This is a genomic window from Dethiosulfovibrio salsuginis (assembly GCF_900177735.1).
Classification (GTDB): Bacteria; Synergistota; Synergistia; order Synergistales; family Dethiosulfovibrionaceae; genus Dethiosulfovibrio; species Dethiosulfovibrio salsuginis.
Map to the genome: position 1 here is coordinate 1 of NZ_FXBB01000046.1, position 17,171 is coordinate 17,171.

The following is a 17,171-nucleotide window of genomic DNA, read 5'->3' on the forward strand; positions in this document are numbered from 1 at the left end:
AATCGTATACTCGACCTGCCTGTTTCGTACGAACCGCCTCGGAGGGCACGTCCTGTGCCCCCTCGGCTTGGGGCGACGTCCTGTCGCCCCATTCGCACTACACGACGGCAGGTCGAGCATACGGGCTCAAATGGGCTACGTCGGAACGATCTCTCCGAGGAACAGAGTTTTTAGAGTTGCCCTAAAGGCTCTGGGACAACACCTGACCGAGCCTGCGGATTCCCTCTCTGATACGGTCCTCTCCTACGCCGGAGAAGTTCAACCTCATATAGTTATCCTGCCCTGGCTCGGCGAAGAAGGCTCCACCGGGGACGAAGGCCACCTTGTGCTCCTCGACAGCTACCTTGAAGACCTCTCGGGCGTTGATCCCCTCAGGAAGCTCCACCCAGGCGAAAAGCCCTCCCGCCGGAGGGTTTACCACCGCCCCCTCGGGGAAAAACTGGCCGATAGACTCCATCATCACCGACAGTCTCTTGCTGTAAACCTGGCAGATCCTCTCAACGTGAAGATCTAGGTCGAACATCTCCATATAGGCCACCACCTGGGCCTGATGGAGGGTAGACGAGCAAAGTATGTCGTTTTGCTTCATATCGGCGAACTTGGACAGAATCTCAGGCTCGGCGATCATCCAGGCTACCCTCATGCCGGGACAGAAGATTTTCGAGAAAGACCCCAGTGAGATAACGACCCCGGAGGTATCGAAGCTCTTTATGGAAGGAGGACAGGGCCCGTCGAACCGCAGCTCCCCGTAGGGGTTGTCCTCTATGGCCGGAACGCCGTACCTTCCGACCACCTCGGCGAAGGCCTTTCTCCGTTCGACAGACCAGTCTATGCCGGTGGGATTCTGGAAGTCCGGGTTGACGTAGACCAGCCGAACGTCGTCGACCTCCTTCAGTTTTCTCTCTAAGTCCTCTATGACCATACCGTCTTTGTCTGTCTCCACGCCTACGAATCTGGCTCCGTAGGTTTTGAAGGCCCCTAGAGCCCCGAGATAGGTCGGGCTCTCGCACAGAACCACCGACCCCTCGTCCAGAAAGACCTTCCCCGCCATATCCAGGGCCTGCTGGGAACCGTTGGTTATCAGAACCTCATCGGCCTGGGCGGGAGTCCGGTATTTCTCCGTCATCCTCTTTGCAACGATCTCCCTGAGCCTTGGATCACCGTAGGCGGAGGAATACTGGAGAGCCCTCTCCCCCTCTCTGTCCAGGACCAAAGCGGTGGCCATCTTGACTTCCTCTATGGGAAACAGCTCAGGGGCGGGAAGACCGCCTGCCAGGGAAAGTATCTCCGGGTTAGAAAGGGCCTTTAGTATATCCCCGATATCGGACGTATCGCACCATTCGACTCTCTTTGAATATCTCATACATAACAACTCCCATCTGAAGCGGCACCCTAAAGGGCGATAAAAAATTGCGGGAATTATACTTCTTCAGGACGATTCTGTAAAGCGAACCTCTAAAAACGCTGATCCTCGGAGAGACCGTCCCGACGTAGCACAGAGCCCGTATACTCGACATGCCGCCTTTGAGCACGAATGGGGCGACAGGACGTCGCCCCAAGCCGAGGGGGCACAGGACATGCCCTCCGAGGCGGTTCGTACGGAACAGGCAGGTCGAGTATACAATTGGGCCAGGGCGCAGACAGGACGGTCTCTCCGAGGGGACTCGGAGGTGGTTTTTAAAGATCCCCTAAAGCGCAACCGCCGGTCTTTATCCTTCCCAGAAGCTCTCTGCCTTTATCTATCTGACGGGACACCTGTCTGAAGCCAGTGCCACCCTCTGTGTCCCTCCGGGCCACTGCGGCCTCTAGGTCGACCATCGGCAACAGATCGTCTCCTGTCTCCTCCCCTAGAAATTCCCTGAACTGTTCCACCGTGAGGTCGAAAAGGCTCATGCCCTCCCTGACGCACCAGCCGACCAGACTTCCCACCCTGTGGTGAGCCTCTCTGAAGGGAACACCTTTAGTGACAAGGTACTCCGCTACATCGGTGGCCAGAGCCATTCCGTCGGAAAAGCTCTCCGCCGCCCTGTCGGCGTCCACCTCGACGGACTTTATGAGGGAGGGGAGTACGCCAAGAACGTGGGAGAGCACGTCGAAGGTGGAAAATAGACCTCTTTTGTCCTCCTGAAGGTCTCGGTTGTAGGTCATAGGAAGGCCTTTAAGGGTTATGAGAAGGTCCACCATATGGCCTATCACCTGCCCCGTCCGGCCTCTGACCAGCTCCAGAACGTCGGGGTTTTTCTTCTGAGGCATTATGCTAGAACCTGTGCAGAAGCCGTCGGGGAGCTTGACCCACCCGAACTCGGAGCTGAAGTAAATTATCAGGTCCTCCGCCAGCCTGCTACAGTGGACGGCGAACATCGATGCGAAGCTGAGGACGTCGTAAATATAGTCCCTCTGGGCCACACCGTCCATGCTGTTCTCGCACAGTCTGGAGAAACCGAGTATCTGGGAGGTGTACTCCCTGTCCAGAGGCAGAGTAGATCCAGCGAGAGCACCACAGCCTAGAGGGCACTCGTCGGAGCTATCCCTGGCGAACTCAAGCCGTCTCAGGTCCCTGGAGAAGGCCTGAAAATGGGCCATCCAGAAGTGTCCCATGCTTATAGGCTGGGCCTGCTGTAGATGGGTATAGCCCGGAACTATTACCTCCCTGTGGGCCTCCGCCCTGTCAAGAAGGGCCTCCAGCAGATCGCCTAATCCCTCTTTGACCTCACACAGCTGATCTTTGACGTAGAGCCTCATGGTGGTTCCTACCTGATCGTTTCTGCTCCTGCCGGTATGTAGCCTCGCCCCAGCGTCTCCGATCCTCTCGGTGAGCCGACTCTCCAGGTTCATGTGGACGTCCTCGAGCTCTTTATCCGGGACGAACTCACCTCTGTCTATCTCCTCCAGGATGGACTGAAATCCCTCCCTTATGGAGTCAAGCTCCTCCAGGGATATCAACCCCTGTTTCGCCAGCATCTCCCCGTGGGCGAGACTGCCTCTTATATCCCATTTAGCCAGACGCCAGTCCAGGTCCAGAGACTGGGAGAAGTCCTGCACCCGCATGTCGGTCTCCTGGGAAAAACGGCCCTTCCACATTAAAATCTCTCCTCTCAACTAAAAACCTCAAAAAGGGGACCTCGGAACGTCCGAGATCCCCTATAGAATAACACGAACCTAAATCAGCAGGACACCGACAGAGAGTGAGCCTTCTCCTGATCCTGCTTGTGGGTCTGCTTCCAGGTCTTAAGGGGCAGCCCCCATACCTTGATGAAGCCCACCGCTGCACCGTGATCGAAAGCGTCCTCTTCGGAGTAGGTGGCCAGATCGTGGTTGTACACCGACTTAGCCGACTTGATTCCCGTAACCGTCGCCATACCCTTGAAGAGCTTCACCCTGACCGTACCGCTGACGGTCTCCTGGGTCTTGTCTATGAAGGCGTCTATAGCCTCCTTCAGAGGGGAGAACCAATACCCTGTGTAGGTCAGCTCGGCGAACTGGACCTCAAGCTGTTTCTTCGTAGCTAGGACGTCTTTCGCCAAGGTCATGGTCTCCAGGGCCCTGTGGGCGGCGATCAAAGTGATGGCGGCGGGGCACTCGTACACCTCACGGCTCTTAAATCCCACCAACCGATCCTCAAGCATATCTATCCGACCGACTCCATGAGCCCCAGCGATAGACCGAAGCTTCAGTATCAGTGAGACCCCGTCCATCTGCTCGCCGTTTAAGGCCACAGGAATGCCTTTTTCGAAGGTTATCTCGACGTTCTCCGCCACGTTCGGCGCTGCCTCTTGGGAAACGGAGACTTCAAAGGCATCCTCGGGACATTCGTTCCAGGGATCCTCCAGAGCTCCGCACTCAATGGCCCGTCCCCAGAGGTTTTCGTCTATGCTGTAAGGGGACTCTATGGAGGCCCCTACCTCTATATCGTGCTCTTTGGCGTACTCTATCTCCGCCTCCCGGCTGAATCGCCAATCCCGCACCGGAGCTACTACCTCAAGCTCAGGGTTGAGGGCCCCTATCGCGACCTCAAAACGAACCTGGTCCTGTCCCTTTCCGGTACAGCCGTGGGCGACCGCCACAGCACCCTCGTTCTTTGCGACCCAGGCAAGATGTTCGGATATGAGAGGTCGGGAGAGGGCGGAACTCAGAGGATAGGTCCCCTGGTACATTCCGTTGGCCTTCAGCGCCGGCCAGACGTACTCCTGGACGAACTGTTTTTTGAGGTCCATGACGTAGGCCGCTACCGCCCCAGTCTTGAGGGCCTTGGCCTTCTTCTCCTCCAGGTTCACCGACTGGCCTACGTCGGCGGTCAGTGTGACCACGTCGTAGCCTTTCTCCATAAGCCAGCAAACCGCCACCGACGTGTCCAGCCCACCGCTGTAGGCGAGGACGATCTTCCCCTTCTTCTCCATACTCGACGACCTCCTATATAAACTCACATTCTCTTTATCCCAATCAGTAAACTTTAGTTGCCTATTATATATAAAACCTCCTGTATGTCAAGACCTAAAAGGGACAAAACCGGGGGCGGGACAATAAAAAAACTATTCGCTCATTTTACTCCTGATCTGGAGGCACTATAATGAAAATAGATAGACACTCAAAGAAGGAAGGCGATTAACGTGAGTACAGTCTGGGAAGATAACTACAGTTACACCGCTCGCAACGTGAGGCCCTCGCCGGTTCGGGAAATGCTGTCGGTCATAAAGCAACCCGGCATGATCTCCTTCGCAGGGGGAATGCCCGCACCGGAGGTCTTTCCGGTGGACAAGTTCTACGAGGGAGCCCACGTCCTCAAAGACGACGGCAAAAACCTCCTACAGTACGGGACCACAGAAGGATACCCGCCACTGAAGGAGTTTCTGGCCTCCTTTACCGCCGAGAGGATGGGACGGACCGTCGGCAATGACGAAATGCTCCTGACCACCGGATCCCAACAGGCCCTGGAGCTCTTCGCCTCCGCCATGATAGACAGAGGGGATTTCGTGGTTACCGAAAACCCGTCCTACCTGGCGGCTCTCACCACCTTCTACAACCACGGAGCCCAGTTTCTGGGCATACCTACCGACCAGGACGGCATGAAGGTCGACCTTCTGCCCGCAGCTATAGAGAAGGCCCGTTCCGAGGGCAAAAAGGTAAAGTTCATATACACGATAGTGAACTTCCACAACCCCGGCGGAGCCACTATGAGCCTGGAGAGACGTAAAAAACTGGTGGAGATATCCCACCGGTACGATATACCTATCTTCGAGGACGACCCCTACGGCTACGTGAGGTACGAGGGACAGCACCTGCCGTCGATATTCTCCTTCGACGATAAAGGGGGCACCCTCTACGCCGGGTCTTTCTCCAAGATACTGGCCCCAGGATCCCGAATAGGCTGGGTCACCGGAAGCACCGAGATAATCCGAAAGATGGTGGTGTTCAAGCAGGCGGCGGACCTGTGCTCCAGCCCTATCTGCCAGTCGCTGGTCTACGAATACTGTCGGAAGGGCTACCTTGAGGAGCACCTTCCGGTGATCATCGACAACTATCGCCCTAAGAGGGATAAAATGGAGGAGGCCCTCCGTAAATATCTGGCCCCTTACGGCATAACCTGGGTGAAGCCCGAGGGAGGCTTCTTCTTCTGGCTCGACATGCCGGGGATAGACTGCCGTGACCTGTTCAAGAGGGCGGTGGAGAAGAAGGTCGCCTTCGTCGTCGGAACCCCCTTCTGCGTCGACGAGGCGGCGGGAATCGACAAGGCCAGGCTTAACTTTACCTTCGTCCAGCCCGACGTCATAGAGGAGGGAATAAGCCGTCTCGGACAGGCCATCGCCGAGATGAAGTCCTAGGAGAGACCGTCCCGCCTACGCCCTGTTTCGCCCAGTCGTATACTCGACCTGCCTGTTTCGTACGAACCGCCTCGGAGGGCACGTCCTGTGCCCCATTCGTACTCAAAGGCGGCATGTCGAGTATACGGGCTCAAATGGGCTACGTCGGAACGATCTCTCCGAGGATCAGAGTTTTTAGAGGTTCCCTAAAGGTATGGCGCAACTGGGACAATAACGATACAATCGAACAGAACACCTGAAGAGGTCTGCCGTCAGGCAGACCTCTTCGTCGAGGAACAGACCACCAAAGAGGAGGAGTATCTATGTCCGATATAGTCAAGTCACTGTTAAGCACCGCCGCAGGGAGGATAAAGCCCTCTCCTATCAGGGAGATGTTTCACCTGATCAGGAAGCCTGGGATGATATCCTTCGCCGGTGGAATGCCAGACCCAGACATATTCCCGGTAGAGCAGTTTCATCTAGGAGCGGACATTTTGCTTGAGGAGGGAAGGGACGTACTCCAGTACGGCGTCACCGAGGGATACGCTCCTCTCAAGGATTTTCTTTCCCGATGGACCGCCCCTAAGATGGGAAAAGAGCCCTCTATGGACGAGATCCTGATAACCTCGGGCTCCAGCCAGGTCGCCGACCTCATGACCCGGGCTCTACTGGACCCAGGGGACTGGATAGTCTGCGAAGAGACATCCTTCCTCGGAAACACCATCAATATGTACAACCAGGGGGCAAACTTCCTCACAATCCCCTGCGACAAAGATGGCATGATAGTGGAGCAGCTACCGGAGAAGCTCTCCCAGGCAAAGTCGGAGGGCAAAAAGGTCAAGTTCATATACACCATACCTAACTTCCACAACCCTCTAGGCTGTACCATGTCCCTGGAGAGGAGGCAGGCCCTGGTCAAAATAGCCCAGGAGGAGGGGGTGATGATCCTGGAGGACGATCCCTACGGCTGCGTCCGGTTCGAGGGAGAGGATCTTCCGACACTCTACTCCCTCGACGACCTAGGGGTGGTTATGTACGCCGGTTCATTCTCCAAAATACTGGCCCCAGGGACCAGAGTCGGCTGGGCCATAGGGCCGAAGGATCTCATAAGGACTATGACGGTTTTCAAGCAGGGAGTGGACACCTGCACCAGCGTTGTGGCTCAGGCTCTGGTGTATAAGTACTGCCAGTCGGGCAACCTCGACGCCTTCTTGCCGAAGATCGTCGACCACTACCGCAGAAAAAGGGACGCCATGGAGGATGCCTTCAAAAAATACCTGCCTCTAGAGGAGGTCGAGTACGTCACCCCTCATGGAGGATTTTTCTACTGGGTGACTACCCCTAACATCCTCGCCGAGGAGCTTTTCAAAAGAGCGCTGGAGAAAAAGGTGGCCTTCGTCTGCGGAGCGCCGTTTTTCCCCAACGGAGGAGGAGAGCACAGCTTCAGGATGTGCTTTACCTTCGCCTCACCGGAGGATACGGACCGAGGCATAAAGGCCCTGGGAGAGACCATGAGGGAGATTCTAGGGGAATCTAAGGGATAAAGCAGAGGAGGGTTGACCTTGTTCGGAGACACCATAGCAGCGATCTCCACCGCATGGGGAGACGGAGGGATCTCGATAATCAGGATATCCGGCCCTGACTCGCTCTCCGTAGCCGGAGATATCGTCAGGACGGCAAAACCGACGGAAGATCTTTTAAGCAGGTTTATGTACAACGGCTCTCTGCTGGACGAAGGGGGAAACCCGATAGACGAGGTCCTGCTGGTGTCTTTCCGAGCCCCTAAAAGCTACACCGGCGAGGACCTGACGGAGATCCACTGCCACGGCGGTAGCCTTGTTGCCCAGCGTTGTCTGGAGCGGTGTCTCCAAAAGGGATGCAGACACGCCGAGCCAGGCGAGTTCACCAGACGGGCCTTTGAAAACGGTCGGCTGGACCTGGCTCAGGCGGAGGCGGTAAACGGCATAATCCACGCCAGAAGCAACGAAGCCCTGAAGGCCGCCAGCAGGACCTTAAGGGGAGAGCTATCCCGTTTCGTCAGAGAGCTCTACGACGAGCTGCTGTCTTTGTCGGCGGAGCTTGAGGTCGGAATCGACTTCCCCGAGGAGGACGTTCCCTACATAGATGATCAGGAGGGCTCGGACCGAATAGAGACTATGATAAAAGGCCTCCAGGACATAGCGGACCGGTGTACCACAGGGTATCTCCTCAGAGAGGGGATCAGGGTGGCCCTGGTCGGCCGTCCTAACGTCGGCAAATCGTCGCTCCTTAACTCGCTGCTCAAAGAGAGCAGGGCCATAGTGACCTCGATCCCCGGGACAACCAGAGACGTCATAGAGGAGGTATTCACCCACAAGGGCATTCCCCTCAGACTCATGGACACCGCAGGGCTCAGGACCACCCCCTCCGACGAGGTGGAGGCCATAGGGATAGAGAGAACCGCCCAGGCTATGGATAAATCGGACGTAGTGCTGTGGATTCTCGACGGAAGCGAACCTATAGGCGATTTCGAGAGGGACATGGCGACCAGGATCTCCGACAGACCTCACATAGTCGCCGTAAACAAGTCGGACCTTCCCTCAGGTCTGGACGGATCGCTTCTGGTCTCCCTCCTGCCCGAATCGACGATACTTAACATATCCGCCCAGGAACAGAGAGGGCTGGAGGAGCTTAAAGAGGCGCTGGTAGAGATGGTAGCAGGCACCGGAACCCTCGAGGGAGGCCTAAACGCCACGGCCAGACAGCTGGAGGAGCTGAGATCCGCCATAGACAGCCTCGGCGCAAGTAAAGAGGCACTGGAACACCATCACGATCAGACACTGGCGGCGGCTGGACTGGCGGAGACGAGAAAGGCTCTGGAGAGAATACTTGGGCTTTTCGACGACGATAGCCTGCTGGATACGGTGTTCTCCAGGTTCTGCATAGGAAAATAGTATTCAATTTGTAAAGACGGACAGTTCGAGATATTATAGCCAGGTGGAGGTGGGTTTTATATGGAAAAAAAAGCGAGGACCAATTACCCTATAAACGACCTGATAGTGAGGCGATGGAGCCCTAGGGCCTTTTCCCCGAAGGTTCCGGGCAAGGAGATAGTGTTGTCCCTTTTTGAGGCCGCCAGATGGGCCCCTTCTTGCTTCAACGAACAGCCCTGGAGCTTTATCTTCGCCTGTAGGGAGGATCCTGAGGAATTTCAGGCCATGCTGGACTGCCTCGTCCCGGGCAACGCCCGCTGGGCGGTGAACGCCCCTATCCTGATCGTAGCGGTAGCGGCGGAGAAGTTCGCAAGCGGGAGAAACAACCGATGGGCCTGGCACGACGTCGGTATGGCGGTGGAAAACCTGCTTCTGGAGGCCACGTCGAAAGGCCTTTTCGCCCACCCTATGGCGGGATTCGACCAGGAGAAGGTAAGGGCTACCTACGGAATACCGGAGGATCATAGCCCTGTACTGGCCATAGCTCTAGGCTATCCTGGAGAGGTCTCCGATCTTCCCGAGGAGCTTCAGGACGCCGAATCCGCACAGAGGGACAGAAAGCCTATCTACGAGTTTACCTTCAGAAGGACATGGGGGGACAACAGAGGTGTCTGACGTTCCTATCTCAAAAAAGAGCCAGGAGGCCGTCTGAGACGGCCTCCTGGCTCTTTTTTTTAATCCCTCTCGCAGAGCTCCAGCAGGACCCCTCCGCTGGACTTAGGGTGGACGAAGGCTATTTTAGCCCCGCCAGCCCCTATCCTTGGGGTCTCGTCTATCAGCCTGACTCCCTTGGCCTTCATTTCCGCCAAGGCCTCCTCCAGGTTCTCCACCCTTATGGCTACGTGGTGGATCCCTTCGCCTTTTTTCTCGATAAACTTGGAGACCGGGCTATCCTCGGAGGTTCCCTCCAGAAGCTCTATCTCGGTGTCCTGGACAGGCAAAAAGGCGGTCTTGACCTTCTGCTCCGCCACTTCCTCCACTCCGTGACAGTGGATGCCTAAAGACTCCTCCCAGAACTTGAGGGACTCCTCTATGCTCTTGACGGCTATTCCTATGTGATCTACTACCTTTACTTTCAAAATCAAACTCCCCTTTCTGTTATACGTGGGACAATCTTAGCAGAAAATCCCCGCAAAATCAGTCCTGTTCTTCCGACTGAGGGGGAGAATCCGGTCTATATATGAGCACCGAACAGTGGGCATAACGGGCGACGGATGTGGCGGTGCTGCCCACCAGGAACCACTCTAAGGTGGACTGTCCCCGGTGCCCCATTATGACAAGCTCAAAACCCTCTTCCTTGGCGAGGTCTATTATGGTGGTAGCGGGATTCCCTTCTTTGACGATGAGGTGAACTCCGTTACAGCCGTGGCCGGGACAGAGCCCTTCCTCACAGACCTTCTTTATGTAGCGACCGAGCTTTTTCTCGGCGATCTCCAGCACCTCGCCTCCAAACTGAGGTGGAAGCCATGGCTCGTAACCTTTCCAGAGGGTCGGATGGGGAACTACGTGGATAAAGCTGACATCCGCCTCCATCATAGCGGCCATCTCATAGCCGTACCTCACTAAACCCTGAGAAAGATCGCTCAGATCGACAGCGACGAGAATTTTCTTCATAACTCAAGTACCTCCCTTCTCGACTAAAGGCTTGTGGAGCTGCCTCTTTAAGGTTATTATGACGATCGCCGAGAGTAAACACAAGGCAAAAACGGAAAAACCGGAAAGGATTTTATGTATGGAAAACATCTATCTAGTCTCCTTAGGGAGCGTTCTGGGAGCCATATTCGGATCTTTTTTCAACGCTATAGCCATCAGGACCGTGGAGAACAGGCCCTGGTGGGGCAGGGAGAGGTCACTCTGTCCGATCTGCGACCACGAGCTCTCCTCTTTGGACCTCATCCCCCTGGTTTCCTGGCTGGCCCTAAAGGGCAGATGCAGGCACTGCAAGGGACAGATCTCCCTCAGATATCCCCTTGTGGAGCTGCTGTTCGCCCTGTGGACGGGAGCAGCCCTCGCCAGATGGGGGGCTACATTCGGAGGATTAGGTGCGGTCCTGGGAGGGTGGCTTATGATGCTAAACGCCATGACCGATCTGGACTCAGGCTACGTTTACGACAAGCTGGCGGCGACTATAGGGATCGTCGGCATCGCCATCAGGTTTTTTGGGGGATTGCCCGCTGTTCTCGACGGGGTTTACGGAGCGTTGGCAGGCGGAGGTGTCATAGCGGTCATAATAGTGATCAGTCGAGGGGGAATGGGCTGGGGCGATGCCACTTTGATGGCGGGAGCTGGCGTCCTCCTCGGCTGGAAAACCGCCTTTTTGGCGTCTTATCTCGGCTTTATGATAGGGGGAACGGTGGCACTGGCTATGATAGCCACGAAAAAGGCCGGCAGGAAAGACTCGGTACCTCTGGCGCCTTTCCTGGCGGCCGGCGTGATGATAGCCCTCATATGGGGCCCCTATATACTCGATTTCTGGTACTACACCCCCGGCTGGCCCTGGAGCTGACGGACCTGCAACCTATCGATCATGTAATCCAATGGCTCCGAGGAAGGCACGCCTTCCAGGTTGCGAAAGGAGTGATCCGCCCCTGGGACGACGTGAAAGGCCTTGTCCTCCGTCCCGGTTAGCTCGAAAAGCCGATAGGCTGAGTCTCTATCGAAAGTGCCGTCCATGTCGCCCCAGAAAAACCGGGCCCACCCTCGGTCTATGGACCGACAGGCCCGGTGGAGAACCTCTCTGTCGCATATGGAATCGATTATAGGCAGGTCCATATGAAAGGACGACTGGGGCTTAAGGGAATCGCCGCTGCCCGAGACAATGACCCCCTCTATTTCGCCGACCTCAGGAGGGGTGAACCCCTCCTCGAGGACCAGAGCTTCAGCCTGTCTACCGGCGATAATCAGCGAGTTTATGCCACCTAGGGAGAAACCCCACAGACAGACAGGAAGCCCTACGAAAGACCTGCGGACCTCCGCCAGACCGGACATCTGATCGTAAAGCTCCTGACGGTAGGTTTTGCCGGAGAAAGCGGATTGAACCCACATCTGAGGGTCGCTGAAGCCCCACTTATCCCGGACCTTTCTGCTGGTCTCTATGAGACAGACCGACGCCCCTTTGGCCAGTTTGTTCGCCAAAAGCCAGTATTTATCCCCCTCTTTTCGTGAAGCAGCGCCGTAAACCCCGTGAAAAAGGCAGATAACCCTGGAGGGATTCTCCCCCTCAACCGCGGTGATCCTGACGGTTTTATCGCCATAACTTCCTCTAGCCTCTATAAACGACAAGAAAAGCCCTCCTTATTCTCAAAATAAGTCCAAAACAACAGGAGGCAGGCCCATTCAGGCCCACCTCCCCTATAATCGGCGGTAATCTACCTATCGGCCTCCATAGGAACCTCTTCGGTGGAAAGCCAGCTCTCCCAGTCGAACTTAATCAGTCCGCTGGCTATATAGATGGACAGAAACACCAGCAGGGCCTTCTCCCGAAGCGTCACCGCCACAACCATAACCAGAAGTTTAACAAAGGTCATCTTCCTGCGGTTCACCATGCCTCTTTTGAGGCCTTTAAGGTTGCTGTAGGACACCGTGGAGATCATCAGTCCACCGGCGAAGAGCACCAGCGTAGCCATCACGTAGGGATGGAGGGTTATCTTAGCCATTATCCAGGAGACGAGAAAAAGCCCCGCCGCCGGGATAGGCAGTCCCTGGAAAGGCCCTGGCATATGTACTACGTTGAACCGAGCCAGCCTGAGGGCTCCGCAGAGGGCGAAGAACACGGCGATCAAAGCCCCCCATACTCCGGTGATCTGGGATAGAGAGACGGAGAAAACCAGTATAGCCGGGGCGACACCGAAGCTCACCACATCCCCTAGGCTATCGAACTCTACGCCGAAGGCACTGCTGACCCCCAGCATCCTGGCGACCTTTCCGTCCATAAAGTCGAAAAACACCGCGAAGGCTATTAGCCAGGCGGCAGGACATATCTGGCCCTTGAGGGTAAGGATAAGGGAAAGCATACCACAGAGCAGATTTCCGCTGGTTATCATATTAGGTATGTAGGAACGCCAGTGGATCTCGTGACCTCTTATCTTAAGCCGTCTTTTCACGACAACACACTCCTATACAGGACTTGCCGGCCCATACTTTCTGTCCGACTCTCACTTTTAACTCTACACCTTTAGGCAAGTAAACGTCAACCTTGGAACCAAACTTTATCATGCCGTACCGATCCCCTCGGCGATAGGGCTGGCCTTTTTTGCTTCGACAGACTATCCTTCTCGCCAGAAATCCTGCGATCTGGACCGTCATAGCAGGGCCACAGTCGGTGCGGATACCGAGATAAAACCTCTCGTTCTCCTCCGACGCCTTCTCGGCGAAGGCCATCCATTTTTTACCGGGGACGTACTTGAGGTACTCCACCTTCCCGGACCGAGGAACCCTGTTCACGTGGACGCTTAAGGGATCCATGAAAATCCCCACCTTCGTAGCTGGACCGGTATAAGGGTGATCGACCTCGAATATCTCCACCACCTTGCCGTCGGCGGGGGATACCCATCCGTCGGGACCACATTCAGGTTTTCTGTCGGGATCCCTGTAAAACCACAGGATCAGGCCAGCCAGAGGGACCAGCATCACCGTCGAAAGGGGCCAGACAAGAGCTCCCACCGCAGCCAGGGCTAACGCCCCTCCTATGGATAAATAGCCGTCAGGAGCGAACTTCATTGAAAACCATCCTCTCTCTCTATCTGGACCACGCTAAGGCCCACCACCGAATCGCCATCGTCAAGCCTGACGACGATAGAGCCTGCGGCGGTGCGACCGAGAACTCTTATCTCTTTGACCGCCACCCGAACCATTCGGCCTTTCGCCGTCATGACTATGACCTCGTCGTCGTCGGATACCGAGCTAACCGCCGCTAACAGGCCGGTTCTGGCGTTTATGTTCATGACCTTCATACCACCGCCACCTCTGTGATGGGAGGTGAACTCGGAGAAATCGGTCCTCTTGCCTATGCCGGTCTCGCTGACCAAGAGAGGGCACTTGTCGGGGCAGATCATCTCACAGCTGATTATCCTGTCCCCGCCTTTTAGCTTCATGGCCTTTACCCCTCTGGCGGCTCTGCCCATAGGACGGAACTCGTCCTCCGGCACCCTTAGGGCCTGCCCCATGGCGGACACCAGCAGTATCTCGTCGTCGCCGGAGGTCGTCCTTACCTGGGCGATCTCGTCTCCCTCTTCGACGGTCACCACCCGTCTGCCAGCCCTGGTTAGGTTGGACAGCTCGGAGGAAGGCAGCCTCTTGGCTATTCCACACCGGGTGACGAAAAAGAGAAAGCTGGTGTCGCTGCCCAGCTGAGCCTTGATGTTTACCACCGACTCCCCTTCCTCCAGGGAGATATACTTGCCTATAAGCTTGCCCTTCCCCGCCTTGCTCTCGGAGACGACGTAGCCCTTTATGGCGAAGACCCTGCCTTTGCTGGTGAAAAGGTAGATATCGTCGTGGGTAGTCCCTATGTCCATAAGGGCCACTTCGTCCTCTTCCCTCAGCCTGGCTCCCCTTCTTCCCTTGCCTCCTTTGCTCTGGAGGGAAAAGTCCTCCAGAGGGACCCTGCGGATATAGCCGTCCTGGGACAGCATCACCACTATGTCCTCCTTGGGAATAAGGTCCGCATCGGAACAGTCGGCCCCGACCCTTTCGATTATCTTGGTCCGTCTGTCGTCGCCGTATCTATCCCTGATAGCCACCAGCTCTTCCTTTATGACGCCGTCGAGAACTATGGAGTTCTCCAGTATGGTCCTGTATCCCTCTATATCCGACTTAAGGCCAGCGAATTCCTCCTCCAGCTTGTTCCTCTCAAGGCCCGTCAGCCTCTGAAGCCTCATATCAAGTATGGCCTGGGCCTGAAGCTCGGAGAACTGAAGCCTTGAGACAAGCGCCTCTTTCGCTGCCGCCCCTGTATCGGAGCCTCTGACGATGGATATGACCTGCTCTATCTCCCCAAGGGCCTTGACCAGACCCTCCAGGATATGGGCCCGAGCCTCCGCCTTCCGAAGCCTGAAGGCAGTCCGCCTCCTCACTACCGTCCTGCGATGTCCTAAAAAGACGGACAACAGATCGGAGAGAGGAAGCTCTTTAGGACGTCCCTCGACGAGGGCGAGATTTATAATGCCGAAGGTGCTCTGAAGCTGGGTTCTGCGATAAAGCTGTCTTACCACCAACTCGGGATCGACGTCTCTCGATATCTCCAGGACCACCCGGAGTCCCTGCCTGTCCGATTCGTCCCTTATGTCGGTTATACCGTCTATAGCCTTGTTCTGGACGCAGGACACGATAGTCTCTATGAGAGTGGTCTTGTTGACCATATAGGGGATCTCGGTTATGACCACCGAGCTTTTTCCCCTCTTGCCCTCCTCCACGTGGGTCTTGCCCTGGACTATAACCTTTCCTCGACCGGTCCTGTAGGCGTCTATAATGCCCTCTCTGCCGAGGATAACGCCGCCGGTGGGGAAATCTGGGCCCGGAAGGCGAGCCATAAGCTCCCCAAACTCCACGTCATCGCCGGAATCGATGAAGTAACACAGGGCGTCCACTACCTCCCTGAGGTTGTGAGGAGGCATGTTGGTCGCCATCCCCACGGCGATACCGGTGCTGCCGTTGATCAACAGGTTAGGCACCTGGGCTGGAAGAGTCAGAGGCTCCTCCAGAGACTCGTCGAAGTTCGGTCCCCATTCGACGGTATCCTCGTCTATATCCTGCAACATAAACTCGCCAAGCTCCTGGAGCCTGGCCTCGGTGTATCTCATAGCGGCGGCGCTGTCGCCGTCTATAGAGCCGAAGTTTCCCTGTCCGTCCACCAAAGTATATCTCATGCTAAAATCCTGGGCCATTCGAACCATGGTCTCGTATATAGCCGAGTCTCCGTGAGGGTGGTACTTACCCATGGTCTCTCCGACAACTCTAGCGGACTTTTTATAGGACTGATTGTGCTTTAAACCTAGATCCTGCATGGCGAAGAGTATGCGACGCTGGACCGGCTTGAGGCCGTCCCTGGCGTCGGGCAGGGCACGGCCCACTATGACGCTCATGGCGTAGTTCAGATAACTGTGTTTTATCTCATCCACCAGAGGATGGGATATTACCTTTCCAAACAAACTCTGATTTTCCATATATAAAAGACCTCCGTGAGGACAGATCGTCCCCCTATGTTCATCGACCTATTTTAGCACGACTTAGGATGAAACCCCGAAATCCAGGGCAATTATCGTTATCCCTAAAGGACCGCAGCGGTGACGGGGTTCCCCGTCACCGCTGCGGCATGTTCACGAAAAAAGGTAAAAACTCAGCTCTTAACCAGATATTTTTTGAAAGCGGAGAAATAGAGCACCGCCACGAAAAGGACTCCCCCCACGATGTTACCGGCGGTAACAGGAATCAGGTTGTTAAAATAGCCCCAGATGGTCACAGCCCCTAGATCAGCGGGGGCCAGGTGGGACGCCAGGACGGTGGGATCGCCTTTTATAAGTATCCCTAGGGCCATAAAGTACATATTGGCGATAGAGTGCTCGAAGCCCGACGCAACGAAAACCAGAATGGGGAAGTATATGGCCCAGATCTTTCCTATCACGTCCTCGGCACCCATAGTGAGCCATACTGCCAACACTACAATCCAGTTACACATGATGCCCCTGAAGAAGGCCTCCCACCAGGTGAGTCCCATCTTACCGGCGGCTATGGACAGGGCCTTTGCCCCTATATCCCCTCGCCATAGGCCGGTGTTATAGATAAGCACCGCCACTACGACAGCTCCTATCAGGTTTGCGGTGTAGACCCAAAACCAGTTACGGACCACCGCCTTCATAGGCAGACAACCCGCCATAACAGCTAGAGGCATAACGCAGTTACCGGTGAAAAGCTCTCCTCCCGCCAGAACGACCAGGATCAGCCCCAAGGAGAAGACCGTACCTGCGATCATTTTGGCAATGCCTACGGTCTCAACGTCAAAAGTCGTAACGGTCATGCCCCAGCCCCCGAAGGCCACGTAGGCCCCTGCCAGGGCCCCTAAAATCAGCATCTGAGGCACCGACCAGGATGCCTTTTTCTGCGCCAAACTACAAACGGACTGGGCGATCTCTACAGGTGTTTTCATAGGGAAACGTCCTCCTCAAAAAAAAATAAACAGCTTGACTATTGTATCAAAAAAGTCCTGGCCGGTCATTGAAGAAAGGCTGATTTATGAGTACCTGTAAAAACGCTTATCCTCAAGCGTAAATTTTTAGAGACTACCTTATGGAAACCTCTAAAAACTCACCTTTGAGTCCCCTCGGAGAGATCGTTCCGCCTACGCCCTGTTTCGCCCAATCGTATACTCGACCTGCCTGTTTCGTACGAACCGCCTCGGAGGGCA

General features: G+C 55.6%; 15 protein-coding genes. 5 read left to right on the plus strand and 10 right to left on the minus strand.

The features are described from left to right. Positions 1-181: 181 nt before the first annotated feature. The 3 genes from B9Y55_RS11880 to B9Y55_RS11890 form a co-directional block, all read right to left on the minus strand. A complete protein-coding gene (locus B9Y55_RS11880) occupies positions 182-1,363 on the minus strand; it encodes an aminotransferase-like domain-containing protein (RefSeq protein ID WP_085545572.1) in 1,182 nt (393 codons plus the stop codon). A 314-nt stretch (positions 1,364-1,677) separates the two neighbouring features. Next, positions 1,678-3,081, minus strand: a complete 1,404-nt coding sequence (gene argH, locus B9Y55_RS11885; protein ID WP_085545573.1) for an argininosuccinate lyase — start codon at positions 3,079-3,081, stop codon at positions 1,678-1,680. Positions 3,082-3,164: 83 nt separating this feature from the next. Further along, the gene (locus B9Y55_RS11890; protein ID WP_085545574.1) at positions 3,165-4,397 is read right to left on the minus strand and encodes an argininosuccinate synthase; all 1,233 of its coding nucleotides are present in this window, start codon (positions 4,395-4,397) and stop codon (positions 3,165-3,167) included. Between the two features lie 210 nt (positions 4,398-4,607). Between B9Y55_RS11890 and B9Y55_RS11895 the strand changes: the two genes are divergently transcribed. The 4 genes from B9Y55_RS11895 (at position 4,608) to B9Y55_RS11910 (ending at position 9,385) form a co-directional block, all read left to right on the plus strand. After that, positions 4,608-5,819 carry an aminotransferase-like domain-containing protein gene (locus tag B9Y55_RS11895; protein ID WP_085545575.1) on the plus strand — a complete coding sequence of 404 codons (1,212 nt, stop codon included), beginning with the start codon at positions 4,608-4,610 and terminating at the stop codon, positions 5,817-5,819. A gap of 302 nt (positions 5,820-6,121) precedes the next feature. Beyond that, positions 6,122-7,342, plus strand: a complete 1,221-nt coding sequence (locus B9Y55_RS11900) for an aminotransferase-like domain-containing protein (protein ID WP_085545576.1) — start codon at positions 6,122-6,124, stop codon at positions 7,340-7,342. Between the two features lie 18 nt (positions 7,343-7,360). Continuing rightward, the gene (mnmE, locus tag B9Y55_RS11905) at positions 7,361-8,731 is read left to right on the plus strand and encodes a tRNA uridine-5-carboxymethylaminomethyl(34) synthesis GTPase MnmE (RefSeq protein ID WP_085545577.1); all 1,371 of its coding nucleotides are present in this window, start codon (positions 7,361-7,363) and stop codon (positions 8,729-8,731) included. A 60-nt stretch (positions 8,732-8,791) separates the two neighbouring features. Beyond that, complete coding sequence (locus B9Y55_RS11910) at positions 8,792-9,385, plus strand: nitroreductase family protein (protein WP_085545578.1); 594 nt, start codon at positions 8,792-8,794, stop codon at positions 9,383-9,385. Positions 9,386-9,444: 59 nt separating this feature from the next. Here B9Y55_RS11910 and mce read toward each other — a convergent pair whose 3' ends face one another. Both mce and B9Y55_RS11920 read right to left on the minus strand, forming a co-directional pair. Then, the gene (gene mce / locus B9Y55_RS11915) at positions 9,445-9,849 is read right to left on the minus strand and encodes a methylmalonyl-CoA epimerase (protein WP_085545579.1); all 405 of its coding nucleotides are present in this window, start codon (positions 9,847-9,849) and stop codon (positions 9,445-9,447) included. Positions 9,850-9,907: 58 nt separating this feature from the next. Next, positions 9,908-10,384, minus strand: coding sequence for a universal stress protein (locus tag B9Y55_RS11920; protein ID WP_085545580.1), 477 nt, complete (start codon positions 10,382-10,384; stop codon positions 9,908-9,910). 118 nt (positions 10,385-10,502) lie between these two features. Here B9Y55_RS11920 and B9Y55_RS11925 point away from each other — a divergent pair, with 118 nt between their 5' ends. Then, the gene (locus tag B9Y55_RS11925; RefSeq protein ID WP_159448351.1) at positions 10,503-11,276 is read left to right on the plus strand and encodes a prepilin peptidase; all 774 of its coding nucleotides are present in this window, start codon (positions 10,503-10,505) and stop codon (positions 11,274-11,276) included. Here B9Y55_RS11925 and B9Y55_RS11930 read toward each other — a convergent pair. From B9Y55_RS11930 to B9Y55_RS11950, 5 genes are all read right to left on the minus strand, one after another. Next, positions 11,249-12,052: an alpha/beta fold hydrolase gene (locus tag B9Y55_RS11930; protein ID WP_085545582.1), complete on the minus strand. Its 804-nt coding sequence runs from the start codon at positions 12,050-12,052 to the stop codon at positions 11,249-11,251. The genes B9Y55_RS11925 and B9Y55_RS11930 overlap by 28 nt on opposite strands. Positions 12,053-12,138: 86 nt before the next feature. Then, the gene (gene pssA / locus B9Y55_RS11935; protein ID WP_085545583.1) at positions 12,139-12,873 is read right to left on the minus strand and encodes a CDP-diacylglycerol--serine O-phosphatidyltransferase; all 735 of its coding nucleotides are present in this window, start codon (positions 12,871-12,873) and stop codon (positions 12,139-12,141) included. Further along, positions 12,857-13,489 (minus strand): phosphatidylserine decarboxylase, encoded by a 633-nt coding sequence (locus B9Y55_RS11940; RefSeq protein WP_085545584.1) that lies wholly within the window; start codon positions 13,487-13,489, stop codon positions 12,857-12,859. Before B9Y55_RS11940 ends, pssA begins: the two co-directional genes overlap by 17 nt. Continuing rightward, positions 13,486-15,933 (minus strand): DNA gyrase subunit A, encoded by a 2,448-nt coding sequence (gyrA, locus tag B9Y55_RS11945; protein ID WP_085545585.1) that lies wholly within the window; start codon positions 15,931-15,933, stop codon positions 13,486-13,488. Before gyrA ends, B9Y55_RS11940 begins: the two co-directional genes overlap by 4 nt. Before the next feature lie 173 nt (positions 15,934-16,106). Next, on the minus strand, positions 16,107-16,913 hold the full coding sequence (locus tag B9Y55_RS11950; RefSeq protein ID WP_085545586.1) for a formate/nitrite transporter family protein: 807 nt from the start codon (positions 16,911-16,913) through the stop codon (positions 16,107-16,109). Positions 16,914-17,171 lie beyond the last annotated feature (258 nt).